The 25515-nt window shown below is 62.4% G+C and carries 21 protein-coding genes; 4 read left to right on the forward strand and 17 right to left on the reverse strand.

All coding sequences use genetic code 11. The features are described 5' to 3' along the window. Nucleotides 1–13: 13 nt before the first annotated feature. On the forward strand, nt 14–1255 hold the full coding sequence (locus tag J9789_RS01760) for a trypsin-like peptidase domain-containing protein (protein ID WP_209341655.1): 1242 nt from the start codon (nt 14–16) through the stop codon (nt 1253–1255). Nucleotides 1256–1420: 165 nt separating this feature from the next. Next, nucleotides 1421–2575 (forward strand): amidohydrolase, encoded by a 1155-nt coding sequence (locus tag J9789_RS01765; RefSeq protein ID WP_209341657.1) that lies wholly within the window; start codon nt 1421–1423, stop codon nt 2573–2575. Between the two features lie 47 nt (nt 2576–2622). Here J9789_RS01765 and rpiB read toward each other — a convergent pair whose 3' ends face one another. From rpiB to hrcA, 7 genes are all read right to left on the reverse strand, one after another. Beyond that, the gene (rpiB, locus tag J9789_RS01770; RefSeq protein WP_087188855.1) at nt 2623–3048 is read right to left on the reverse strand and encodes a ribose 5-phosphate isomerase B; all 426 of its coding nucleotides are present in this window, start codon (nt 3046–3048) and stop codon (nt 2623–2625) included. A gap of 14 nt (nt 3049–3062) precedes the next feature. Continuing rightward, nucleotides 3063–3854, reverse strand: coding sequence for a histidinol-phosphatase HisJ family protein (locus tag J9789_RS01775; protein ID WP_209341659.1), 792 nt, complete (start codon nt 3852–3854; stop codon nt 3063–3065). A gap of 11 nt (nt 3855–3865) precedes the next feature. Then, the gene (locus J9789_RS01780) at nt 3866–5983 is read right to left on the reverse strand and encodes a glycosyltransferase family 39 protein (RefSeq protein WP_209341661.1); all 2118 of its coding nucleotides are present in this window, start codon (nt 5981–5983) and stop codon (nt 3866–3868) included. 64 nt (nt 5984–6047) lie between these two features. After that, nucleotides 6048–7208: a molecular chaperone DnaJ gene (dnaJ, locus tag J9789_RS01785; protein WP_209341663.1), complete on the reverse strand. Its 1161-nt coding sequence runs from the start codon at nt 7206–7208 to the stop codon at nt 6048–6050. Between the two features lie 270 nt (nt 7209–7478). Further along, nucleotides 7479–9338, reverse strand: a complete 1860-nt coding sequence (gene dnaK / locus J9789_RS01790) for a molecular chaperone DnaK (protein ID WP_209341665.1) — start codon at nt 9336–9338, stop codon at nt 7479–7481. Nucleotides 9339–9411: 73 nt separating this feature from the next. Beyond that, nucleotides 9412–9951, reverse strand: coding sequence for a nucleotide exchange factor GrpE (gene grpE, locus J9789_RS01795; protein ID WP_209341667.1), 540 nt, complete (start codon nt 9949–9951; stop codon nt 9412–9414). A gap of 16 nt (nt 9952–9967) precedes the next feature. Then, nucleotides 9968–11020 carry a heat-inducible transcriptional repressor HrcA gene (gene hrcA, locus J9789_RS01800; protein WP_209341669.1) on the reverse strand — a complete coding sequence of 351 codons (1053 nt, stop codon included), beginning with the start codon at nt 11018–11020 and terminating at the stop codon, nt 9968–9970. A gap of 225 nt (nt 11021–11245) precedes the next feature. Between hrcA and J9789_RS01805 the strand changes: the two genes are divergently transcribed. Beyond that, nucleotides 11246–11713, forward strand: a complete 468-nt coding sequence (locus J9789_RS01805) for a GNAT family N-acetyltransferase (protein ID WP_209341671.1) — start codon at nt 11246–11248, stop codon at nt 11711–11713. 33 nt (nt 11714–11746) lie between these two features. Here the strand turns inward: J9789_RS01805 and J9789_RS01810 are convergent, their stop codons facing one another. The 3 genes from J9789_RS01810 to J9789_RS01820 are packed head-to-tail and all read right to left on the reverse strand — an operon-like array spanning nt 11747 to nt 15039. Beyond that, nucleotides 11747–12508: an MBL fold metallo-hydrolase gene (locus J9789_RS01810; protein WP_209341672.1), complete on the reverse strand. Its 762-nt coding sequence runs from the start codon at nt 12506–12508 to the stop codon at nt 11747–11749. Then, complete coding sequence (locus J9789_RS01815; RefSeq protein ID WP_245184988.1) at nt 12505–13902, reverse strand: MATE family efflux transporter; 1398 nt, start codon at nt 13900–13902, stop codon at nt 12505–12507. Before J9789_RS01815 ends, J9789_RS01810 begins: the two co-directional genes overlap by 4 nt. A gap of 12 nt (nt 13903–13914) precedes the next feature. Beyond that, the gene (locus J9789_RS01820; protein ID WP_209341673.1) at nt 13915–15039 is read right to left on the reverse strand and encodes a cysteine desulfurase family protein; all 1125 of its coding nucleotides are present in this window, start codon (nt 15037–15039) and stop codon (nt 13915–13917) included. A gap of 199 nt (nt 15040–15238) precedes the next feature. On the opposite strand from J9789_RS01820, the gene J9789_RS17230 reads away from it, so the two are divergent. Continuing rightward, nucleotides 15239–16609 (forward strand): rubredoxin, encoded by a 1371-nt coding sequence (locus J9789_RS17230; protein ID WP_280842565.1) that lies wholly within the window; start codon nt 15239–15241, stop codon nt 16607–16609. Between the two features lie 68 nt (nt 16610–16677). On the opposite strand, the gene J9789_RS01835 is transcribed toward J9789_RS17230, so the two are convergent. The 7 genes from J9789_RS01835 to J9789_RS01865 form a co-directional block, all read right to left on the reverse strand. Continuing rightward, nucleotides 16678–17154: a hypothetical protein gene (locus tag J9789_RS01835; protein ID WP_209341674.1), complete on the reverse strand. Its 477-nt coding sequence runs from the start codon at nt 17152–17154 to the stop codon at nt 16678–16680. Nucleotides 17155–17260: 106 nt separating this feature from the next. Further along, nucleotides 17261–18448 (reverse strand): hypothetical protein, encoded by a 1188-nt coding sequence (locus tag J9789_RS01840; protein ID WP_209341676.1) that lies wholly within the window; start codon nt 18446–18448, stop codon nt 17261–17263. Further along, nucleotides 18445–18933 (reverse strand): RNA polymerase sigma factor, encoded by a 489-nt coding sequence (locus J9789_RS01845; RefSeq protein ID WP_209341678.1) that lies wholly within the window; start codon nt 18931–18933, stop codon nt 18445–18447. The genes J9789_RS01840 and J9789_RS01845 overlap by 4 nt, the downstream gene beginning before the upstream one ends. A 107-nt stretch (nt 18934–19040) precedes the next feature. Continuing rightward, nucleotides 19041–21488: a glycogen/starch/alpha-glucan phosphorylase gene (locus J9789_RS01850; RefSeq protein ID WP_209341680.1), complete on the reverse strand. Its 2448-nt coding sequence runs from the start codon at nt 21486–21488 to the stop codon at nt 19041–19043. A 114-nt stretch (nt 21489–21602) separates the two neighbouring features. Then, nucleotides 21603–23039 carry a glycogen synthase GlgA gene (glgA, locus tag J9789_RS01855; RefSeq protein WP_209341687.1) on the reverse strand — a complete coding sequence of 479 codons (1437 nt, stop codon included), beginning with the start codon at nt 23037–23039 and terminating at the stop codon, nt 21603–21605. A gap of 104 nt (nt 23040–23143) precedes the next feature. Beyond that, complete coding sequence (gene glgD / locus J9789_RS01860; protein ID WP_209341688.1) at nt 23144–24259, reverse strand: glucose-1-phosphate adenylyltransferase subunit GlgD; 1116 nt, start codon at nt 24257–24259, stop codon at nt 23144–23146. Next, a complete protein-coding gene (locus J9789_RS01865) occupies nt 24256–25464 on the reverse strand; it encodes a glucose-1-phosphate adenylyltransferase (RefSeq protein ID WP_209341689.1) in 1209 nt (402 codons plus the stop codon). Before J9789_RS01865 ends, glgD begins: the two co-directional genes overlap by 4 nt. Nucleotides 25465–25515 lie beyond the last annotated feature (51 nt).

The following is a 25515-nucleotide window of genomic DNA, read 5'->3' on the forward strand; positions in this document are numbered from 1 at the left end:
ACGGGAGGGACCCATGCACGGCTATTACTATGACCAGAACCGGGTCTACCCGGAGGAGATGGGCGGCACCGGCCGGAAAAAGGGCCGCCGGCCCAGAAGGCCGGGCCGGGCGGTGCTGCTGTTCTGCGCCGCACTGGTGCTGCTGATCATCGCGGCGGTGGTGCTCCACTGGGTGGGTGACACCCTGGAGCACCGGGACACGCTGTCCCGGCCCTCGGGCAGTCAGCAGGAGGGCCAGGGCGGCGCTTGGGAGGAAGAAGAGGAACGGGGCGAGACCACGGTGGAACGGGCCCCTCTGGGAGACCAGGTCACCATGACCCTGAACGCCCGCCCTCAGACCGAGCCTCACACCCTCCAGACCATCTATGAGGAGAATATCCAGTCCATCGTCTCCATCTGGGGAGACGCGGGGAGCTCCTATTCCTACGGCACCGGCGTGGTGCTGACCGCCGACGGCTATATCATCACCAATGCCCATGTGATCGAGGGGTGCAGCCAGGTGGAGGTCATCCTCCAGGACGACCGCAGCTATGAGGCGCTGCTGGTGGGGATGGATACCCCCACCGACCTGGCGGTGCTCAAGGTGGACGCCCAGGATCTGCAGCCCGCAGTCTTCGGTGACTCCGACCAGCTGCAGGTGGGGGACACGGTGGCGGCCATCGGCAACCCCCTGGGCCAGGAGCTGCGGGGCACCATGACCGACGGCATCATCTCGGCCATCAACCGGGATGTGGACGTGGACGGGTACAACATGGTGCTCATCCAGACCACCGCCGCCCTTAACTCGGGCAACTCCGGCGGCGCCCTCATCAACGCCTACGGGCAGGTGGTGGGCATCACCAACATGAAGATGTACGCCTATGACGACACGGTGGAGGGCCTGGGCTTTGCCATTCCCACTACCACCGTCAAGACCGTGGTGGAGGATCTGATCCGCCAGGGTTACGTCAGCGGGGAGCCCACCATCGGCATTACCTGCTATACGGTGACCGAGGAAATGATGGAGGCCTACGGCATGCCTGCCGGCGTGTGCGTCAAGAGCGTGCAGGAGGGCTCCGACGCCAAGACTCAGGGCGTGTTCCCCGGGGACGTGATCGTGGAGGCCAACGGCCAGAAAATCACCACCATAGAGGAACTGCTGGCGCTGAAAGAGAGCCTGTCCGCCGGGGATGTGATCTCCTTCCGCCTGTGGCGCAGCGGCGCCTACCTGGAGCGGGAGGTCACCCTGATGGAGCAGTATGTGCCCCAGTCATAACGAAAAAATGGGCGTCTCCGTCAGGAGACGCCCAATGTGTGCGTGAAGAATGGAATGAATCATTTGATGGATCGCACTTGTACCTCGCATGAGCTGCGAATATAAAATACCATAATTTACTTAAAATGTCAAAGACAACGTTTGTCGAAAGGGGTCGGGGAGAAGATGATACTTGTAAACGGAGTGGTCCATACCATGGAGGGGCCGGTGATCGACCGGGGCTATGTGACTTTTGCGGATGGAAAGATCACCGCGGTGGGTCCCATGGCGGAGCTGACGGAAACCGGGGACCAGACCCTGGACGTCCAGGGCGGGCACATCCTGCCCGGCTTTATCGACGCCCACTGCCATCTGGGGCTGTTCGGGGATTCCCTGGGCTTCGAGGCGGACGACGGTAACGAGTCCACCGATCCCTGCACCCCCCAGCTGCGGGCCATCGACGGGGTGAATCCCCTGGACCGCTGCTTCCGGGAGGCCCGGGAGGGGGGCGTCACCACGGTGCTCACTGGTCCCGGATCGGCCAATCCCATCGCCGGGCAGTTTCTGGCCATGAAGACCGACGGACGCTGGGTGGACCAGATGGTGGTGAAGGCCCCGGCGGCCATGAAGTTTGCTCTGGGTGAGAACCCCAAGTCGGTGTACAACGACCGGAAGGAGACCCCGGTGACCCGCATGGCCACGGCGGCTCTCATCCGGGAGGAGCTGTCCAAGGCCCTGGAGTACCAGGACAAGCAGGACAAAGCCGACCAGGACCCCGATGAGGATATGCCCGACTTTGACGCCAAGCTGGAGGCCCTGACGCCGGTGCTGCGGGGAGAAGTTCCCGCCCACTTCCACGCCCACCGGGCAGACGACATCGCCACGGCGGTGCGGCTCAGCAAGGAGTTTGGGCTGAAATACGTTATCGTCCACGGCACTGAGGGCTATCAGATCTCCGATCTGCTGGCCGCCGAAGGGGCGGCGGTGATCACCGGTCCCTGCCTCACCGACCGCTCCAAGCCGGAGCTGGTGGGCCAGACCCTGGAGAATCCCGCCCTGCTGGCCAAGGCCGGGGTGAAGGTTGCCATCTGCACCGATCACCCGGAGACTCCCATCCAGTACCTGCCCCTGTGCGCCGCCATGGCAGTGCGGGGCGGTATGGAGGAGGAAGAGGCCCTGGCGGCCATCACCCGCAACCCGGCTGAGATCGCCGGGATCGACCGCCGGGTGGGTACCCTGACCCCCGGCAAGGACGCCGATATCGTGGTCACCCAGGGCCACCCCTTTGACTGGAACGGCAAGGTTCAGGCGGTGTTCCTGGAGGGAAAGCAGATCAAATAAGCAGCAAAAAGGCGCGCCATACGGCGCGCCTTTTTTCATGGAAACAGTCAGGGCTCCAGCTTGTCCACACGGCGCTGGTGACGGCCGCCCTCAAACTCGGTGTTGAGGAAGGCATCCAGGATCTTGTCGGCCATGTTGTTGCCGATGAGACCGCCGCCCATGGCCAGCATGTTGGCGTTGTTGTGCCGACGGGTCATCTCGGCGGACAGGGGTTCGCTGCACAGGGCGCAGCGGATGCCCTTCACCTTGTTGGCGGCAATGGAAATGCCGATGCCGGTGGTGCAGATGACGATACCCCGGTCACATTCGCCGGAGGCCACTGCCTCCGCCGCCGCCCGGCCGAAGTCGGGGTAATCACAGCTGTCGGACGTGTAGCAGCCGTAATCCTTGTAGGCCAGCTGATGCTGGTCCAGGTAGTCCATGACATGGCGCTTGAGAGCCAGTCCTCCGTGGTCAGAACCCAGTGCGATCATAATGCATCCTCCTCTTACAGTGTATGAAATACAGGTTTGCGTTTTTCGTAGGTGGCCAGGTAGCGGAAGCCCGCCTCCGCCAGCAGCTGGCAGGCCTGGGCACAGCCCTTGCCCACGCCGTCGGTGGTATGGGCGTCGGAGCCGATGGTGACGATCTCGCCGCCGCAGGCTTTGAACTGGCGGAGCACCGGCAGCCACTCCTTCAGGGTGCGGCCCCGCCAGGTGTTGATCTCAATGCCCCGGCCCCGCTCTGCTGCCGCCCGGAAGATGCCGTCCAGCACGTCGTGGTAGCGGTCCAGGGAGATGGGCATGTCCATATAGCGCAGGGGGTAGATAATGTGGCTGAGCACGTCATAGAAGTCGGTGACCGCCAGCTGGGTCATGGACTGAAAATAGTCGTCCAAGGCGGCGTAGCAGGCCGACGGATCGGGATAGTCCACGTAGTAGAAATCGGTGCCTCCCTTTTCCGGGCACAGGTTATGGAGAGAACCCAGCACAAAATCCAGCTCCGGCCGGTCCAGAATGGTGCGGCTTAGCTTGGGATTCAGGTGGGCCATGCCGAACTCCAGCCCCAGACGGATGGTCAGCTTCCCGGCGTAGCGGGGGGCGGTCTGGGCATACTGCTCCAGGGCTGGGGGCCAGTCGTAGTGGTCCACCGGCTCGCCGTAAAGCTCCAGCAGGTCACAGTGGTCGGTGACGCACAGCTCGTTCAGGCCCGCCGCCACAGCGGCGTCCGCCATATCGGCCAGGGGCACACTGCCGTCAGGGGAGAGCTTGGTGTGGGTATGGTAGTCGGTCAGATACATAGCAGCCTCCTTTAAAACGGCCAGGCGGGGAACCATTTTAAGATGCAGGTTCCGTACCAGGTGGGGTAGGTGATGCCCACCAGCACCGGATAGAACAGGGCATACAGTGCCGCCGCGCCGCCGGTGACGGCGTACATGGCGGGCTTCCAGCGAATCATGCCCTCCTTCTGGGACAGGGTGTGGAACACATAGCACAGGGCCAGGATGAGGAAAAGCACCGAGGGGAAGTAGTGGTAGGCGAAGGTGATGCGCCCGATGAGGAACCAGGGCACCAGCTGGGCCAGATAGCCGATGAGAATGAACAGGGCGATGGGGGAGGACTGCTGGAAGGCCCGGCTGGCAAACCAGCCCAGCATCAGGTAGAGGATCAGGCAGGCCGCGATGAGCAGCAGACTGAGCAGCCGGGTCTGGGCATCGGTCTCCCCGTCAAAGACGCCGGTGACCCAGGCGGCGGAGGCGGCGGCCCCCAGCCCGGACACCAGGAAGAAGGTCAGCTTGGCCCACAGCGCGCGGAAGGCCTGGGCGGCGCACATGAGCATGGCGGCCAGACCGCCCCAGCACACCACCGGGTTGAGGAAGGCGGCAAAGCGGGTGGTAACCCCGCTCACCGAGTTGTCCATATAGTACAGGATGGGCCGGGCGTTGACCAGCCACTGATACCAGCGGGAGGAGTAGGGATGGGAAGCGGTAACGCCCTGGTGGTAGGTGAGCATATACTTCTGGTTCTCCCACATCTCCTTCAGCAGGTTCCCCAGGGACAGGTCCCCGGAGGCCGATGCATAGGGCAGGTAGGACAGCACATAGATGATGGCGGGGATGATGGCAAAGACCAGTACCGAGAAGGCCAGGATCTTCACCGTCCAGCCCAAGCGCTCGTGGCGGCTCTCCTCCGGCCAGCGGCGCAGCTTGACCACCAGACCGATAAAGTAGAGGGCCACCAGACCGGTGCAGCCGTAGATCACCGTCCACTTGGAGGCGGCGCCGATGCCCCAGAACAGCCCCGACAGGAAGAGAGGCAGGGCGCACTGCTTGAAGGTGGCGCCATCCGGCAGGGTGAGGTACCGGTACATGAAGTAGTACATCAGCAGGATGAAGAAGAAGGCGTAGGTGTCGATGGTGGCCAGCCGGGTCTGGGTCAGATGCATGAAGTCCACTGCCAGCAGGATGGTGCCGCAGGTGGCGATGGAGGTGCGGCCGAAGACATTCTTCAAAAACAGATAGAGCAGGGGGATCATAGCCACCCCGAAGAGGGTGCCCATAAACCGCCAGCCGAAGGGGGTCATGCCGAAGAGGGCAATGCCAATGCTCATGATCAGCTTGCCCAGAGGCGGGTGGGAGATCTCGTAGGGCTCGATGTTCCGCAGGTGCTCATAGGCAGTGCGGGGATGATAGATCTCGTCAAAGTAGGCGGAGTTCTCAAAGGAGATGGTTTCGGGCACGGTGTCCGCCTCGTCAAAGAGAGGATTGGTGCTGTCGCTGATCCAGATACGCGCCCCGTTCTCGTCAAAGAGGGCCAGCTCATTCAGCTCCAGCAGGCCTTTATTGGCCTGTCCTGTAATCCGAATATAGCGAATATACTGGGGGTTATCGAATGTGATCTCATTCCATTTGAACAGCTGGTTGTAATTCTGAGTCATGGCATAGCTGGCGCCGTAGCCGGTGCCATCGGCCCAGTAGTAGCCGGTGATCTCATCGGGGTCGTCGGCGTTGTCCTTCCGCTGCCACAGGGACAGCCAGTTCACGCCGTCGGAGGAGATCTCCACCTGGTACTTGCCGGTGCCAAGGCCGGAAAAATACCACAGCTTGGAGACCAGGTATTCCTCCGAGAGAACAAAGGTGGCCTCCTTCTCGTCGCCAAAATCCCAGGGGTTCTGGGGGGCGGTGGTGGAGCCCAGGTTGAAGAAGGCGGTCACGGCGTAGGCGATGGTGATAAGCACCATGGGGATGGCGTCCTTTTTCACCAGGGGGTGGCACCGACCGGCAAAGGTAAAGGGCTTTTTCTCCGGCATGGGGGCGATTTGCTGGGCCAGAGGAGCCCGCATGGTCTGCCAGTACCACAGGAAGAAGCCCAGCAGGGCGGCTATGGTCAGGATGGGGAAAAGGTATACGATGTATCGAATGGGACCCATAGGAGCACCTCACTGATCGGGGTAAAAAGTAAGAGGACGAGTACAGCATACTCGTCCTCTTATTTTATTTCTTCTTCTTGCGTTTGTCAAAGAAAGATTTCACGCTGTCCGCCGGACTGGCTGGAATTTCGCCCATGGCTTCGCCATAGGCACGCAGCGCCTCCTTCTGTTCGTGGGTCAGGCTGGTAGGAACCTGGACCTTCACGGTAACGTATTGATCGCCTCTGCCCCGTCCGTTGACGGAGGGGATGCCCTTGCCCCGCAGGCGGAAGGTGGTGCCGGGCTGAGTACCGGCAGGCAGGGTCCACTTCACCTTGCCGTCGATGGTGGGGATCTCCAGCTCGGCGCCCAGGGTGGCCTGCAGGAAGGTGACCGGGTGCTCCAGGAAGACCGATGTACCGTCCCGCTTGAAGAACTCATGGGGACGGACGGTGACGCTGATGAGCAGGTCACCGGCGGGACCGTCGTTGCGGCCCGCGCCGCCCTGACCGCGCAGGGAGACGGCCTGACCGTTGTCGATGCCGGCGGGGATGCTGACGGTGATCTTGCGCTGCTTGCGCACGTTGCCGGTGCCGCCGCAGTCCTTACAGGGCTGGTGAATGATCTTGCCCTTGCCGCCGCACTTGGGGCAGGTGGTGGTGGTGGCGAAGGTAAAGGCGCCGCCGCCCCGCTGGATGCGGATGGTGCCGCTGCCGTGGCAGTCGGGGCAGACCTCCGCCGTGGTGCCGGGGGCGCAGCCGGACCCCTTACAGGAGTCGCAGGTCTCGGTGCGGTTGAGGGTGATCTCCTTCTCGCAGCCGAAGGCGGCCTCCTCAAAGCTGATGGTAACGGAAGCCCGCAGGGTCTCGCCCTTCATGGGGCCATTGTTCCGACGGCTGGAGCCGCCGCCAAAGCCGCCGCCGAAGAAGGAACCGAAGATATCGCCCAGGTCGATGTCGCCCATATCGAAGCCGCCAAAGCCGCCGCCGCCGAAACCGCCGGCCCCGAAGTTGGGATCCACGCCGGCGTGGCCGAACTGGTCGTACTTGGCCCGCTTCTCCTTGTCGGAGAGGACCTCATAGGCCTCATTGACCTCTTTGAACTTGGCCTCGGCTTCCTTATCGCCGGGGTTCAGGTCGGGGTGATATTTCTTGGCCAGCTTGCGGTAGGCCTTTTTCAGCTCGTCCTCGCTGGCGGTCTTGGCCACGCCCAGGACTTCATAATAATCTCGTTTCTGTTCAGGCATTGGTGTTCACCTCTGTTTCAAAGTGGAGCGCGGAGAGTGAAGCGTGGGGAACGGCCTTCCACGATCCACCGTCTGGAAGAAAACGCAACGGAGCGCAGGCGGGGGACAAGCCCCCGCCCGCGTGTTTGCTCTCGTATTTTCACGCTGCGGCGGCTACGCGACGGCGTGTAAGCCCCTCCGACTGCGCAAGCCGGTCCGAGGCCCCTTGGGGGCCTCCGGTCCGTTCGCTCCGCTTCGGGTCTTGCCCGCCTGCTCCGCACGCCTTCGCGCTTACTTGTTGTCGTCGTCCACGACCTGGTAATCGGCGTCCACCACGTTGGGGTCGGTGTTGGCGCCGCCGGTCTGGCCGCCGAAGCCCGCGCCGCCCATGTCAGGGCCGGCCTGGCCGCCCTGGGGGTTGGCCTGCTGATACATCTTCTCAGCGATGGGGTAGAAGGCCTTGGAGGCCTCCTCGGTGGCGGTCTTGATGGCCTCAATGTCGGTGCCCTTCATGGCTTCCTTCAGCTTGTTGATGGCGGCCTCCACGTTGGCCTTGTCGCCGGCGTCGATCTTGTCCTTGGCATCCTCCAGAGCCTTCTCGGTCTGGTAGATCACCTGGTCGGCCTGGTTGCGCACGTCAACCTCTTCCTTGCGCTTGGCGTCCTCGGCGGCAAACTGCTCGGCCTCCTTGACGGCCTTGTCGATGTCCTCCTTGGACATGTTGGTGGAGGAGGTGATGGTGATGTGCTGCTCCTTGCCGGTGCCCAGATCCTTGGCGGACACGTTCACGATGCCGTTGGCGTCGATGTCGAAGGTGACCTCGATCTGAGGCACGCCGCGGCGGGCGGGAGCAATGCCATCCAGGTTGAAGCGGCCCAGGGTCTTGTTGTACTGAGCCATCTCACGCTCGCCCTGCAGCACGTGGACCTCAACGGAGGTCTGGTTGTCGGCGGCGGTGGTGAACACCTGGCTCTTCTTGGCGGGGATGGTGGTGTTGCGCTCGATGAGCTTGGTCATGACGCCGCCCATGGTCTCAATGCCCAGGGACAGAGGAGTCACGTCCAGCAGCAGCAGGCCCTTCACGTCGCCTACCAGAACGCCGCCCTGGAGAGCAGCGCCGATGGCCACGCACTCGTCGGGGTTGATGCCCTTGAAGCCTTCCTTACCGGTCAGCTTCTTGACCATGTCCTGCACGGCGGGGATACGGCTGGAGCCGCCCACCAGCAGCACCTTGGACAGCTCGCCGGAGCTCAGGCCGGCGTCGCTCATGGCCTGACGGACGGGGCCGGCAGTGGCCTCCACCAGGTGAGCGGTCAGCTGATCGAACTTGGCGCGGGTCAGGGTCAGGTCCAGATGCTTGGGGCCGGTGGCGTCAGCGGTGATATAGGGCAGGTTGATGTTGGTGGAAGTCACGCCGGACAGCTCGATCTTGGCCTTCTCAGCGGCCTCCTTCAGGCGCTGCATGGCGACCTTGTCGCCGGTCAGGTCGATGCCGGAGTCCTTCTTGAACTCAGCGGCCATCCAGTCCATGACGGCCTTGTCGAAGTCATCGCCGCCCAGACGGTTGTTACCGGCGGTGGCCAGAACCTCGATGACGCCGTCGCCGACCTCCAGCACGGACACGTCGAAGGTGCCGCCGCCCAGGTCGTAGACCATGATCTTCTGGTCGGTCTCCTTATCCACACCGTAAGCCAGAGCGGCGGCGGTGGGCTCGTTGATGATACGCTTCACGTCCAGACCGGCGATGCGGCCGGCGTCCTTGGTGGCCTGACGCTGGGCGTCGGTGAAGTAAGCGGGAACGGTGATGACAGCCTCGGTGACAGGCTGGCCCAGATAGGCCTCGGCGTCCGCCTTCAGCTTCTGCAGGATCATAGCGGAGATCTCCTGAGGAGTGTAGGCCTTGCCGTCCACGTTCACCTTGTAGTTGGAGCCCATCTCACGCTTGATGGAAGCGATGGTGCGGTCGGGGTTGGTGATAGCCTGGCGCTTGGCCACCTGGCCCACCATGCGCTCGCCGTCCTTGGAGAAGGCCACGACAGAGGGGGTGGTGCGGTTGCCTTCCGCGTTGGCAATAACGACGGCCTCGCCGCCTTCCATAACGGCGACGCAGGAGTTAGTCGTACCGAGGTCGATACCAATAATCTTAGACATAATCAATTCCTCCAATATATCGTAAATTGTTTTTTAACATTGGGATGTGGGGCGCTGTGGGCACCCCGCTGTATTAGTTGGCCACTTTGACCATGGAGAAGCGGATCACCTTTTCTCCGGTCCGGAAGCCGGCCTGGAATACCTCAACAATGGTGTTCTCCCCGGCCTTCTCATCCTCCACGTGCATCACTGCGTTGTGAAGGTTGGGGTCGAAGGTCTCGCCCAGGGCGGGGATCTCTTCGATGCCCAGCTTGGAGAGGACCTCCTTCAGCTGGGTCATGGTCATCTCCACGCCCTTCTTGTAGGCCTCGTCGGCGGTGTCCTGCTTGAGGGCCCGCTCCAGGTTATCGTACACCGGCAGGAAGGCGGCGGCAGTCTCCGCCTTGGAATCGGCCCAGGCCGACTCCTTTTCCTTCTGACTGCGGCGGCGGTAGTTGTCATACTCGGCGGCCAGGCGGAGGAATTTGTCCTCCTGGTCGGTGAGGTTCTGCTTCAGGGCCTCCAGCTCCTCCAGCAGGGGATTGGGGGCGTCCTCCGCAGCCTCAGGGGCGGCGGCCTGCGCGGTCTGCTCCTCGGGGATGACCTCTTCGGGCTGTTTCTCTTTCTTACTCATGGGATGCACTCATCTCCTATTTATGATCGTCGCTGCCGCCCGGCAGCTCGCCCTGCCCGAACAGCCGGGTCAGTCCCTCGGCCAGATAGGAAAGGCGGGCGGTGATTTTGGCATAATCCATACGGGTGGGTCCCACAACTCCGATCACGCCCCGCATGCCGTCGCCGATGTCATAGCTGGCCACCACCACGCTGGTATCCTTCAGCGCGTCGGCCACGTTTTCCGGGCCGATGAGGATCTTGGTGGCGGCGTCCTTGGGGACGGGGAAGCGGGCGGGGTCGGCGTCCTCGGAGAGGTAGCTCAGCAGGGGCTGAGCCCGCTCCAAAGACCGGTACTCAGGCAGCTCCAGCAGATGGGCGATGCCCGAGGTGTGGACGGTGCGCTGCTCCAGACTCTCCAGAACCTCCATGGCGAAGGAGACCACCAGGCTGATCAGCCCGTAGGCCTCGCCGGCGGCGTGCTGGGCCACCCGCATCAGCTCCGGCGTGATCTCGTCCAGAGGCAGGCCGGTGAAGGTGGCGTTGAGCAGGGTGTTGAGCATCTGCAGCTGAGCCTCCGTCAGATCGGAGGGCAGCCGGATCAACCGGTTGCGCACCACGTTGGTGTCGGTCATGACCACGATAATGAAGGCGTTGTGCTCCACCATCAAAAGATCGAACCGGCGGATGGTCACCCGGCTCATGCCGGAGGAGAGGGCAAAGGCGGGATAGTTGGTCAGCTGGGATACCACCCGGCCAGCCTGATCCAGCACCCGGTCCAACTCCTGCATCTTCATCCGCAGGGCCTGGTTGATGCGCTCGGTTTCCTGAAGGGAGAGCTTGTGCTCCTCCATCAGCTCGTTGACGTAGAACCGGTACCCCTTGGGGGAGGGGATGCGTCCGGCGGAGGTGTGGGGCTTTTCCAGCAGCCCCAGAGATTCCAGATCCGCCATCTCGTTGCGGATGGTGGCGGAGGAGATCTCCATACCGATGGAGGAGGCGATGGCCTTGGAACCCACCGGCTCCGCCGACTGGATGTAGCTTTCAATGATGGCGCGCAGGATCCGCTTTTTTCGTTCCGTTAAATCCATTGCAGCCACCTCGCTTTCGATTTAGCACTCATACTCTCTGAGTGCTAAAGATAATGTAGCACCGTCCGGGAAAAAAGTCAATAGGCAGGGTTGTAAATTAAATGTGAACGTGGAAAAGATAGCAGAGTTGGGGGCAGAATGCAAATTGCAGCGGTTGACGCGGGGGCCGTTCAATGGTATTCTATCCAATAAGGAGAAAGACTTACAAACAGGAGGGGTGACTCTGTGGACAGTACGGTGCCCGTGGAGATCATAGATTACGAGGATCGCTACAAGCAGGATCTGGAGGATATCTCCCTGCCCTGGCTACTGGAGTATGACCTGCTGGAGCCGGTGGATCTGGAGATGCTGGCAGCCCCCCACCGATTTGTGGCCGACGGCGGCCGGGTACTGCTGGCCCGCTGCGGTCAGGAGATCGCGGGTATGGTGATGCTGGAGATCCAGGGCGATGGTGTGTGTGAAGCCCTGAAGTTCGGCGTGAAAGAGTCCTACCGGGAGCGGGGGATCGGCACCGCCCTGATGGAGGCGGCGATCCAGGCCGCCCGGGATGCGGGCCAGAAGACCATGGTTGTTACCTCCCACCACAAGCTGAAGGCCGCCCTGCGGATCTATGAGAAGCTGGGATTTGAATACGTCACGTATTCCGACAAGTGGTTTCAACTTTCCGATATCCGAATGGAACTGGAATTGTAAGAAAAAGGACGCGCTTTGCAGCGCGTCCTTTTTTTAATCGGCAAACTCGTATACCGCTCCGGCGGTGAGGTGGTGGAGCCTGTCTCCCAGCTCCTCCTCCAGCAGGGCGTAGGCGGGGGTGCCGGTACAGTGGCCGGTGTAGATATCCTGTACCTTTAAATCATCCCGCAGGGCGGCGGCCATGACCCGCACCTTCTCCGGCGCGGGGCCCAGGGTGGTCACGCCCTCCTTGCCCATCAGGTGGAAGCCGCCCAGCACCGCCCGGATGGGTGTCTGGGGGAACTGCTCCTTCAGTTGGGTGAGGATCTTTACCACCCCGGCATGGCAGCAGGAGTTGAGGACAATAAGTCCCTCCGAGGTCTCGGCCACCAGGGACTGCTCGTGCTTCACACGGTCGGGGATCAGGTGAAGCCCCTCGGCCAGATCCCGGGGCCCCTCCGCCAGATCGAAGCGCTTCTCATGGCGGCAGAACATGCCCATGTTGACGCCGATATACTCCTTCTCCGCCCAGATCTCCGGATCGGTGATGCGGGGCCGGGCGTATACCGGTGCGGAATCGTTGACCGCAAAGAAGGCGTTGAAGCCGTCGGCGTGGTCGTAGTGCCCGTGGGACAGGGCGGCCTTGTCCACTTTGGACAGGTCCACCCCCAGCCGAGCGGCGTTGTAGACCACCGCGCCGCACTCTCCGGCATCCAGCAGGTAGCGGCCGCCCCGGTATTCCATATAAAAGGAGAGTCCGTGCTCAGGGACCAGGCCCTCCTGGGCGGAGTTTTCCATCAGGACCGTGATTTTCATGGGGAGACCTCCTCCTTTTGATATTGGGTCACGTCATTGATCCAGGCACGGGAGCGGAACCGGGGCACGCCCACGATGAATTTGGTAATCTGCTCCATGATGACGCCCACGTACACCCAGAAGATGCCCCACTTCAGCACCAGACCGAAGACGGCGGACAGGGGAAGGGCCACCAGCCACAGGGGGCACACGTCGATGAGGGAGGCGGCCCGCACGTCGCCGCCGCCCCGGAGCACGCCCACGGTATTGACCGAGTTGAAGGCCCGCAGGGGGAGACAGACGCCGATCATGGTGAGCATCATGGTGGTGATGTCGCTGGCAGTCTGGGACAGGTGGAAGGTGGGGTAGACCCACATGGGGAAGATGGTGTGGGCACAGGTGACCAGCAGGGTGCCGATGACCAGACCGCAGCCGGTGGCCAGGGTATCCAGGGTGGCGGCCACCTCATAGATGTGCTCCCGCTGGCCTGCGCCGATCTCCCGCCCGATGATGATGGCGGTGGTGCCGCCCACGGCGAAGATGGCCACGGTGCACAGGTCCTCAATGTTGCCTGCCAGAGCCCGGGCGGCCAGAATCTCGGTGGAGTTTTCCATGTGGCCCATGACCACCTTGTGCATGGAGGTGCCCAGACCCCACAGGGTCTCATTGAGGACCACCGGGCCGGAGTAGCGGAAGAACTTGGCCAGCAGCACACCGCCAGGCCGGAGCAGGGAGGCGGGCTTCAGGCGGAACCGGCGGTTGGTGCAGGCGTAGGTCATGGTGATGACGAACTCCAGCACACGGGAGAGCAGGGTGGCGATGGCGGCGCCCTCCACCCCCAGGGCGGGCGCGCCCAGGTTGCCGAAGATAAGTACCCAGTTGAGGAAGGTGTTGGTGCCCATGGAGATGGCAAAGACGGTCATGCCCAGCTTGGGATTCTCCATGGAGCGGTGGGCGCCCACATACACGCCGGTGATGCTGTTGAACAGATAGGAGGGGCCTACGATGCGGGCGTAGTCGGAGGCCAGGGGGATGAGCTCCGGGTTGTCGGTGAGCATGCCCATGAGCTGGGTGGGGAAGAAGCACATAATGGCGGCAAAGAGAGCGGCGATGGCGCCCGCCACATAGCAGCCGATGCCGATGACCCGGTTGATGGCGTCGATGTCTTTTTTGCCCCAGAACTGGCTGATGAGCACCGACGAGCCGCTCTGCAGCCCGAAGATCACCAGCTGGATGACGAACACCGGGGTGTTGGCCACCTGTACCGCCGCCAGGGGAGCCTCCCCCAGGGCGCCTACCATAAAGGTGTCCACCAGGCCCAGAAGGGTGGTGCACAGGTTTTGCAGCAGGATGGGCAGGGCCAGCAGGACCACGTCGTGATAGAAGGCCCGGCCCCGGTTCATATAGGAAAACAAATCCTCACCTCATTACTTCATTGCAATTCGGGTCTGCGTGATTTCCGTCAGAGCGGCGGCCAGAGCGTCGGCGTCCTCCTTGACGCTGTCGGGGGAGAAGGAGATGCGCAGCACCCCCATGAGGGTACGCTTGGGCAGCCCCAGGGCGGCAAAGACGTGGCTGGGCTTGCCCTTGTGGCAGGCCGAGCCGGAGGAGACGTAGATCCCCCGGTCGGACAGGTCCCGCACCAGCATCTCGCTGGGGTAGCCGGGGAGGGCCACGGCGCAGATGTGGGGGGCGTCGCCGGCATTGATGATCTCCAGACCGGGTACGGTGGCCAGCACCTCCAGGGCGTGGGCCTTCACCGCCGCCATGCGAGCGGGAGCGTCGGGGTCCCAGGCGGCGCAGGCGGCGGCCAGGGCCGCCAGCTGGGCGGTGGGCTCGGTGCCGGAACGCAGGCCGTTCTCCTGTCCGCCGCCCAGCAGCAGGGGCTTCACATCCAGCCCCTTGCGGATGTACTGGGCGCCGATGCCCTTGGGGGCCCGGATCTTATGGCCGCTGATGGTGAGCAGATCCACCCCCAGCTCCTTGGGGATGAAGGGGACCTTCAGAAAGGCCTGCACCGCGTCACAGTGGAGCAGAGCGGGGCAGCGGGCGTCCTTGATGGCCTGGGCGGCCTCCTTCACCGGCTGAAGGGTGCCCAGCTCGTTGTTCACCAGCATCATGGACACCAGCACCGTGTCGGGCCGCAGGGCGGCCTTTAGGTCCTCCACGGAGACGTGGCCGGATTTGTCCGGCTTCAGATAGGTGACCTCGTAGCCCTGGGCGGCCAGGGCGCGGATGGGCTCCAGTACGGCGGAGTGCTCAATGGCGGTGGTGATGATGTGCTTTCCCGTCCGCTTTCCGTGCTCCACCGCCGCTCGGATGGACCAGTTGTCACCCTCGGTGCCGCAGGAGGTGAAGGTGAGCTCCTCCGGCAGACAGCCCAGCTTGTCCGCCACGGCCGCCCGGTATTCCTTTACCTTGGCGGCGGCGGCCTGACCGATGGCGTAGCCGGAGGAGGGATTGCCGTAGCCCTCCGTCATGGCCTCATAGGCAGCCCGGGCCGCTTCCTGGCAAACCGGGGTGGTTGCTGCGTTATCCAGATAAATGGGCATGGACAGTCACCTCAGACAAAAAAAGTACGATTTCGCAATTCTCCATTGTAGCCTTCTACAGGAGGAAAGTCAAGGCGGCAGAACCACAGGAAAACATACGTGACAGTTTATCCCACAGCGCTTGACAAGCGGGAAAGAGGATAATATACTGTGACCTGCTAGGAAATATTTTTTGAGTAATTGAAAGGGAGAAAGCGATATGAGCGCGATCAAGCTGCGTGAAAACCTGTGGTCCGTTGGCGTCCTCAATCCGAGCCTGCGGGTCTTCGACATCGTGATGGAGTCCAAGTACGGCACCTCCTATAATGCCTATCTGCTGACGGGCGAGAAGAACGTCCTCATCGAGGCGGTCCATACCGATTATTTTGACGAGTATCTGGACAACATCCGCCAGGTCATTCCTGTGGAGGATGTTGATTACCTTATTATGAATCACAACGAGCCCGACCACTCCGGCAGCGTGGCCAAGCTGCTGGAGGTGTGCCCCAAGCTGGAGGTCATTGCCACCAAGGCGGGCAAGAAGCACCTGCAGGACATCACCAACCTGGACCTGCCCTGCCGCACCGTGGCCGCCGGTGATACCCTGGACCTGGGCGACCGGGTGCTGGAGTTCATCCCCGCCCCCATGCTCCACTGGGCCGACTCCATGTTCACCTGGGACAGCAAGGGCAAGACCCTCTTCACCTGCGACTTCTTGGGCGCTCACTTCTGCGAGCCCACCATGCTGGACAAGAACATCCACGCCAAGGAGGCCTATGAGGGCGAGTTCGCCTACTACTACGCCGGTATCTTTGGGCCCTTCAAGCCCAGCGTGCTGACCGGTCTGGACAAGATGCCCGCCGACGTGGAGCTGGTGTGCCCCAGCCACGGTCCCTGCCTGACCGAGACCCTTGCCAAGGCCAAGGAGCTCTACCGCACCTGGAGCACCCCCGCCCCCAAGACCCAGCGCACCGCCTTCGTGGTGTACGCCTCCGCCTACGGCTGCACCCGCACCCTGGCCGAGACTGCCGCCAAGGCCCTGGAGGACGAGGGCTACGCCGTTACCACCGCCGATGTCACCGTGGTGCCCTATGCCGAGTGCGTGAAGCTGGCCCACGAGGCCGACGTGCTGCTGGTGGGCTCCCCCACCATCAACCGTGCCGCCCCCAAGGCGGTGTGGGACGTGCTCACCTCCATCGATCCCATCAACCTGAAGGGTAAGGCCGCCGGTGCCTTCGGCGCCTACGGCTGGAGCGGCGAGGCTGCCCCCATGCTCCACACCTTCCTGAAGGGCCTGCGCTATGCCGGTCCCGAGGCCCCCTTCCGGGTGCTCTTCACCCCCACTCAGGCCGACCTGGACGCCATGGCCGACTACGCCCGCAGCGTGGCCGCCCTGTGCACCGTGCCGGTGGACGCCCCCAAGACCGAGGGCGGCAAGTGGGTGTGCGCCCTGTGCGGCTACATCTATGATCCCGCCGAGGGCGACCCCGCCCACGGTGTGGCTCCCGGCACCCCCTGGGAGCAGGTGCCTTCCACCTGGTCCTGCCCCCTGTGCGGCGTGGACAAGGATATGTTCAAGAAGGCCGACTAATCTGTATACAGAAAAACGCAGGCTGCGCATTTCGCGCAGCCTGCGTTTTTCTTTGGGGGGAAACCGACTCAGGCGGGCAGTGCCGTCAGAGCGGCGGTCAGTTCCTTTACCACGCCCAGGGGAATGGTGTAATAGGCGTGGGCCTTGGTGCTGTGGCCGGAGTAGCCGTCGTAGAAAGAGGCCTTGCCGTCCGACCACAGAGACAGCTCATAGAGCTCCCCGAAGTGGACCACCAGATCGGCGGCATCCGTCTGAAAGGCGGAGGTGGAGCTCCACTGGTCGGCGTGGAGCAGCTGGCCCAGATCGGCCTCGTCCGGTACCACATAGCTGGTCTCCTGCCAATAGATGGTGGCTCCGGCGTCCAGCTGGAGTTCGGCGCTCTGGGGGGCCAGGGAAGGATTGTCCTTCCGCATGAACTCCGGGGGACCAAACAGGCTGCACCACATCCAGAATATGGCGGCTCCCAGCAGGACTAGAGAAATCAAAGTTGCAATCAGGGCGATGAGCGTCCTGCGTTTCAGGGTGCGTGCGTAATCTTCCGTCATGATGCATCCCTCCTTTGTGTCCAGTATAACAGAGGAATGGGTGGGATGGGTAACAGGGGGGTTACATCTTTCTGACGATTTCCTTTCAAAAGGGAGAAGAAGCGCTTTAGGTCAGATCCTCCGGGGTGTGGTGAGCCAGGCCGTCGTTGAAATACCGTCGGTAGGGTACCTCATCCTGGTATTCCGGGTCAATGGCGGGGACGTAGGCGATTCCCACGCCGGTGAAGGGGGAGGGGTCCACCCCGTCAAATATCCGGTCGGCAATAACTTCATCCCAGTAGTCCTGGGTGTACAGGATACGGTACACGGGCTGGAAGTAGGGTTGGCCCTCGGTGGTGTCATATTCTATGGTGACCTGTAAGATCTCCGCCTGTTCCGGGTGGCTGGTGTAGTGGGCACCCCAGTAGTCCCCGGAGCGGAAGGAGGCCACAGCGTCCTCTTCCGAACGGAGGGGGAAGACTGGTTTGTCTGAAGGCTCCAGCATACCGGTGGAGGAGACGGCCTGATGGATGTTGCCGCCCTCCAGGGTGTAGCGGTTGAAGAAGGAGTAAAAATAGAGCTGCATCCCCAGGCCGACATCCGGAAGGGAGGCAAAGATGGAGCGGACGGTGTGAGGGGTACCGTCAAAGTTGTATACCTCCAGGATCTCCTCCTCCGCTGTAAAACCTTTGGAAGAAGCACGGATCGTTTCACACAGCTTTGCCCAGAGAGCCTCCGGATCAGAAGCCGGATAAATGCTCCGGTAGTTTACGCCGTGGAGGACGATTTGGGTGTTGTCGGTGCAGTTCAGTGTCAGCCAGGGCATATCGGTCCCAGCCTCAAAGGTATAACTGCCGGGGGTTAGTCCCACGGACTGGGCAATGGCTTCTGCTATATCGTGCATGAGTTCCTCCACCTCATCGCTGGCCGCTATGTTGGGGTTCTCATACACCGGCAGCTCGGTCAGCTCATCCAGACGTCCGGCGGTGGGGTTTTTGCCCATGAGCTGGCTGGGGTCGGTGACGATGGCAAAGTTTTCATTCCAGGCTTCCGGAGAGGTGGGGGTAGGGGTCACCACCGGCTCCGGGGTGCGGGCGGTGCCGGGGCCGTCCGGGTCCACTTCGGTCCGGCTGGACAGCCACACGCCGCCGGTGACCGCCACCGCCAGGACCGCCGCTGTAGCCGCTACCGCCAGAGGTCGGCGGACAGGATGCTTCTTCTCCTTGGCCGCCTCCATGGCGGCCAGGGTGCGCGCCCGCCAGGCGGGGGAGGGGGTCACGCCGCCCAGAGTGCTGCGGTAATCCTTGCTGTTCATGCCCATTCCTCCTTCAGCGCGTCTTTCAGTTTGTCTCTGGCCCGGCTCAGCCGGGAGAGCACCGTGTTCCGGGAACAGCCCAGCAGCTGCCCGATCTCAGCGGCGGTGTATCCCTCGATGTAGTGAAGGTACACCGGCCAGCGGTATTTAGGGGGCAGGGCGGCCACCGCCTCCAGCACGCCGCCGCCCTCCGGCGGAGGTACAGCCCCGTCCCGGCTGTCCTCCAGGGGAACCACCCGCCTGCGCCAGGGGGAGCGCCCCCAGCTTTTGCAGCGGTTGGCGGTGGCCCGGATGAGCCAGGCCCGCAGGTGGGTATCGTCGGTAAAGGCGGGGTCACACCGGATGAGGCTCACAAAAACCTCCTGGGCCACGTCCTCGCCGTCGGAAACGCTGCCGGTGCCCTGGATGGCCAGGCGATAGACCAGCGGGCCGTAGCGGTCCAGGATCTCCTCGCAGGAGAGGGAAACTCCGTTGAGACTGGGCATACCATTCACTCCCTTCTGTCAAGTAAGCGCCGGAGGGGGACGGATGATTGCAGGAAAGGTAAAAAAAGCGGGCGGCCAGCAGGCCGCCCGCAGAATTTGGGCTGTTTTTACTTGATCTCCCGGACGGGCACGTTCCAGATATCCTTGGCGTAGTCCCGGATGGAGCGGTCGGCGGCAAAGATGCCGGACCGGGCAATGTTCATCAGGGACATCTTGTTCCAGCGCTTGGGATCCAGGTAGGCCTGACCGGCCCGGGCCTGAGCGTCCCGGTAGCTCTCAAAGTCGGCCAGCAGCAGGTACTCGTCGGCGGGGCCGCCCTCGCCGAAGAGCAGCCGACGGGCGATGTCGTCGTAGCTGATGCCGTCGCCGAAGCCCAGGTTGAGCTGCTCGATCACAGAGCGCAGGTCGGGGTTGTGGATATAGTACTCATAGGACTTATAGCCGTTGTGCTTCAGCTCGGCCACCTCGTTGGCCTTCAGGCCGAAGAGGAAGATGTTCTCGTCGCCCAGCACCTGGTGCATCTCCACGTTGGCGCCGTCCAGGGTACCGATGGTGACGGCACCGTTGATCATGAACTTCATGTTGCCGGTGCCGCTGGCCTCCTTGCCGGCGGTAGAGATCTGCTCGGAGAGCTCGGAGGCGGGCATCAGCTTCTCGGCCAGGCTCACCCGGTAGTTCTCCAGGAAGACCACCTGGAGGCGATCCTTGCAGATGGGGTCCTTCTCGATCATCTGAGCCACGGAGTTGATGAGGCGGATGATCCGCTTGGCCACGGCGTAGCCGGGGGCCGCCTTGGCACCGAACAGGTAGGTGCGGGGAGTGAAGTCGAAGTGGGAATCGTTCTTCATCCGCTGGTACAGGTAGATGATGTGCAGCACGTTGAGCAGCTGACGCTTGTACTCGTGGAGCCGCTTCACCTGCACGTCGAACATAGCGTCGGTGTTGAGGAAGATGCCGTGCTCACGGGCCACCCAGGTGGCGAAGGCCTTCTTGTTGGCGGTCTTGATCTCGCCCAGACGGGCCAGCACGCCGGCGTCGTCCTGGAACTTCTCCAGGTCCTTCAGGGCGTCGGGCTTGAGCAGGTACTTGTCGCTCTTGCAGCAGTCCCGGATCAGCTCATCCAGGCGGGGGTTGCACTCGCCCAGCCAGCGGCGGTGGTCGATGCCGTTGGTTACGTTGGTGAACTTGTCGGGGGTGCGCTGATAGGCGTCGTGGAAGACGTCCTTCTTCAGAATGTCAGAGTGGAGGGCGGACACGCCGTTGATCTTGAAGCAGGCGCACACGCACAGGTTGGCCATGCGCACCTCGCCGCCCCAGATGATAGCCATGGGAGCCACCTTGGACAGGTCGCCGTGGAAGTAGTCGGTGAGCACCTTCTGGTACCGGTTGGAGATCTCCACGAGGATCTGCCAGATCCGGGGCAGCAGGGTCTCGATGAGCTGCTGGGGCCAACGCTCCAGAGCCTCGGCCAGCACGGTGTGGTTGGTGTAGGCGATGGTGTGGGTGGTGATATACCAAGCCTCGTCCCAGCCGTAGCCCTCCTCGTCCAGCAGAATGCGCATCAGCTCAGGGATGGCCAGAGTGGGGTGGGTATCGTTGATCTGGATGACGTGCTTCTGGTGGAAGTTGCGCAGGGTGCCGTACTCCGTCCGGTGCTTGCGCACGATGGACTGGATGGTGGCGGACACGAAGAAGTACTGCTGCTTCAGACGCAGGGACTTGCCCTCGTAGTGGTTATCCTCGGGGTAGAGGACCTTGGAGATGGACTCCGCCATGGCCCGCTGCTCCACGGCCTTCAGGTACTGGCCGGAGGAGAACAGGTGCATATCCACCGGCGTGGGGCTCTTGGCGTCCCACAGACGGAGCAGGTTGGCGTGGTCGGTGTGGTAGCCGGAGATCTCCATGTCCTTGGGCACAGCCAGAACCACGTCGTAGCCGGTGTGCTTGATGCGGTGGTGGCCCAGCTCATCCCACTCGTCCTCCACCTTGCCGCCGAAGCGGACCTCCTCGGTCTCATCCATCTTGGGGATGAGCCAGGCGTCGCCCAGGCCCAGCCAGTTGTCGGGCAGCTCCACCTGCTGGCCGTCCACGATCTTCTGCTTGAAGATACCCAGCTCATAGCAGATGGAATAGCCGGTGGCGGGAATGTCCAGGGTGGTCATGGAGTCCAGGTAGCAGGCAGCCAGACGGCCCAGACCGCCGTTGCCCAGACCGGCGTCGGGCTCGGTCTCGAACAGGTCGGGGGCAGAGAAGCCCAGACCCTCAATGGCCTCCTTCAGGGGCTCCAGCACGCCTAGGTTGTAGGCGTTCTTCATCAAGGAGCGGCCCATGAGAAACTCCAGGGACAGATAGTGGACCTGGCGCTGATGCTCGGCGATTACCTTGTCCTCAGACTTCATCTGGCGCTCGGAAATGATATCACGCAGCACCATGGCACAGGCCTTGAACATATGCAGACTGGTGGCTTCCTCAACATCACGGCCGAAATTGCGGCGCAATTTGCCGGTAATGAGGGTCATCAGTTCTTTTTTGGTGTAGTTATGCAATGCAGACATCTCCTATACAGTTAGGATAGCAACAAAATAAGCACTCCGCAGGGAAAAACCCCCTGCGGAGCGGCATTTTATCACAACGGACTTCTATTTGTCAAGAGAAGGAAGACCTTCCCATTACTTCCCGGTGACCCAGCCGTAGATCTCCAGATAGGCCGCCGCGGAGCGGGTCCAGGAGAAGTCGGTGGACATGGCGTTTTTCTGCAGGCCCTTCCAGGCCTTCTTATCGTTGTGATAGAGGTTCACCGCGTCGGCCAGCACGCCGGTCATCTCGTGGGCGTTGATGTTGGCGAAGGAGAAGCCGGTGCCCTCGCCGGTGAACTTGTTGTAGGGGATCACGGAGTCCCGCAGGCCGCCGGTCTCACGGACCACGGGGATGGTGCCGTACCGCATGGCGATCATCTGGCTCAGGCCGCAGGGCTCGGCGATGGAGGGCATGAGGAAGATGTCGGCGCCGCCGTAGATGGCGGTGGACAGGTTGGGGGAGTACATCATGTGGGCGGCGAAGCGGCCGGGGTACTGGTTCTGAGCCTGGCGGAAGGCCTCCTCAAAGTTCCAGTCGCCGGTGCCCAGCACGATCATCTGCACGTCCATGCCCATAATGTCGTGGATGGCGGCGGTGACCAGATCAAAGCCCTTGTGCTTCACCAGACGGGACACGCAGGCGATGATGGGGGTATCGGGATTTTCCCGCAGGCCGGACATCTGCTGCAGGGCGGCCTTGCAGTTCTTCTTGCCCGCCATCTGCTTGACGGAGAAGAACTTGGTCAGACCCTTATCCCGCCAGGGATCGTACACCTCGGTGTCGATGCCGTTGAGGATGCCGCGCAGCTTGTGGCGGTTGTCAGCAATGACGCCTTCCAGGCCGTGGGCGTAGAAGCTGTACTGCAGCTCGTCGGCGTAAGTAGGAGACACGGTGGTGACATAGTCGGCGGCATAGATGGCGCCCTTCATCAGGTTCACGTCGCCGTGATAGGCCAGCATATGCTCGTTGAAGTAGCCGTCGTTCAGGCCGAACAGATCCTTCAGGGTCTGGCTGCCGTAGCGGCCCTGATACTCGATGTTGTGGATGGTGAACACGCTCTTGGTGTCATAGAGCTGGGGAATGCGGTGGCGCTCTTCCAGCAGATAGATGGGCACCAGAGCGGTTTGCCAGTCGTTGCAGTGGAGCACGTCGGGGTGCCAGTTGAGCCAGCCCACCGACTCCACCACGGCACGGGAGAAGTAGGCAAAGCGCTCGCCGTCGTCATAGTGGCCGTAGATGGAGGAGCGCTTGAAGTAGTATTCGTTGTCCACGAACCAATAGGTGACGCCGTCCCGCTTCAGCTCAAAGATACCGCAGTAGGGGGTGCGCCAGGCCACGGTCACGTGGAAGCACTGCAAAAAGGTCATCTGGCTGCGCCATTCCTCGCCGATCCCCTCATACAGGGGCAGGATGACACGGACGTCGTGGCCCTCCTTGGCCAGAGCCTTGGGCAGGGCGCCGGCCACGTCGGCCAGTCCGCCGGTCTTGATGAAGGGAGCGCACTCAGAGGTGGCAAACAGGATATTCATACATTACCTCCAACCATAAAATTACATTCCAATGGGGCAGGTGATCCGGGAACGCTGTGGGAAAGGGAGGCGGCGGCGTGGAGCCGCCGCCTCCCCGAGTAGGGTCAGACGATCTCGTTCTTGGCAATGGCCAGGGGATAGGTGCTGTGGCCCATCAGCATCCGGCCGGGGTTGACCCGGACGTTCTTGTCGGTGATGGCATATTTCAGCACAGCGCCCGCCTGGATGGTGGTGCCCTGCATCAGTACACAGCCGGAGACCTTGGCGCCCTTCTCCACCCGGACACCGCGGAAGAGGATGGAGTTTTCCACCTCGCCCTCGATGATGCAGCCGTCGGCCACCAGGGAGTTGTAGGAGCGGGAGTCGGGGCCGTAGTAGGTGGAGGGGTCGGAACGGTCCTTGGTGCGGACGGGGCGGTCGGGCACGAAGAGCTGCTCCCGGACCGTGGGGTCCAGCAGCTCCATGCTGCGGGCAAAGTAGCCCGCCACCGACTGCAGCCGGGCAGCATAGCCGTCAAACACGTAGGGGACGATCTTCAGCTGGCCCACCATGGCCTGGAGCACGCCAGTGCTGAAGGAGTGGATGTTATGGGCGGCGCAGTGGTCCACCAGGGAGAGCAGCAGCTCCTTGGAGAGGATGTACACCTCCAGGGACTCGCAGCCCTGGGCAATGGGAGGATGGACCAACACGTCGGTGATCCGTCCGCCGGCGCCGATGGTGAAGTAGCAGCATCCCTTGGGGTCGCCCTTGGGGTGACCGGTGCACACGGCAGTGATGTCGGCGTCGTTGCGAATGTGGGCCTCAAAGATGTCCCGCAGGGGGAGGCTCACCGCCAGGTCGCCGCCGGCCAGCACCACGTGGTCCTGCCGGATATTCTGCAGATAGGAACGGATACCCGCCAGGGCGTCCATGCGGCCCCGGTACATGCCTTCCCGCCGGCCGGAGTAGCTGAAGGGGGGCAGAATGCGCAGGCCGCCGTGCTTGCGGGACAGATCCCAGTCCTTGCCGGAGCCCACGTGGTCCAGCAGGGACTGATAGTTGGCGTCCACGATCATACCCACATCAGAGACGCCGGCGTTGACCATGTTGGAGAGCATGAAGTCGACGATCCGATAGCGGCCGCCGTAGGGGATGGAGCAGGTGTTGCGGTTCTGGGTCAGCTCCCGCAGGTCGGGGTTGGAAAGGTAGGAGAAGATGATGCCGTGCAGTTTGTTCATCATTTCACCCCACCTCCTTTCACATTACGAGTAATCATGGCCTTGGGAGAGACCACAGCGTCGGGGCCCACGGTGAGGTTCTGGGCCACAACGGCCACGCCCCACTCCTCGGTGCCGTCGGGGGAGGTACCCACACGGGCCCGCTCACCGATGACGCTGTTCTCCGCGATGATGGAGTACTCCACCACAGCGCCCGCCTTGACCACGGTGCCGGGCATCAGGATGGAGTAGCGCACCACGGCGCCCTCCTCCACGATGACGGAGTGGAACAGGACGGAATTTTCTACCGTGCCGTAGACCTCGCAGCCGCCGGTGACCATGGAGTGGTCCACCTTGGCGTCCTTGCCCATAAAGTGAGGGGGCTTGGTGGGGGTGCGGGCAAAAATGGGCCACTCGGAATCGTACAGGTCGATGCCGTTGTCGGGAGAGAGCATATCCATGTTGGCGTCCCACAGGGAGTCAATGGTGCCCACGTCCTTCCAGTAGCCCTTGAAGCGATAGGCAGTCAGCTTCTCGCCGGCGTCCAGCATGGCGGGGATGATGTTCTTGCCAAAGTCGTTGGCGCTCTTCTCGTTCTCCTCGTCGGCGATCAGGTATTCCCGCAGTTTCTTCCAGGTGAAGATGTAGATACCCATGGAGGCCAGATTGCTCTTGGGCTTCTTGGGCTTCTCCTCAAACTCATAGATGTCGTCGTTCTCGTCGACATTCATGATGCCGAAGCGGGGCGCCTCCGCCATGGGCACCTCCAGCACGGAGATGGTGCAGGCGGCCCCGGCCTCCTTGTGGCGGCGGAGCAGGTCGGCGTAGTCCATCTTGTAGACGTGGTCGCCGGACAGGATGAGCACATAGTCGGGGTCGTAGGTGTCCAGGAAGTTGATGTTCTGGTAGATGGCGTTGGCGGTGCCCTTGTACCAGGTGCCCTTTTCACCCTCGCGCATATAGGGGGGCAGGATGTGGACGCCGCCGTAAGAGCGGTCCAGATCCCAGGGTTCGCCGTTGCCGATGTAGGCATTGAGTTCCATGGGGCGGTACTGGGTCAGTACGCCCACGGTGTCGATGCCGGAGTTGATGCAGTTGGACAGGGGGAAGTCGATGATGCGGTACTTGCCTCCGAAGGGGACCGCGGGCTTGGCCACGTGGCTGGTGAGGGCGTGCAGGCGGCTGCCCTGCCCGCCGGCCAGCAACATGGCGACACATTCCTTTTTCATTCTATCACCTCAGAGTTTGAACTGAAACTAAACGTCGGGACTCCGGACGGT

This window comes from Flavonifractor sp. AGMB03687 (genome assembly GCF_017811815.1).
Lineage (GTDB): Bacteria > Bacillota > Clostridia > Oscillospirales > Oscillospiraceae > Flavonifractor.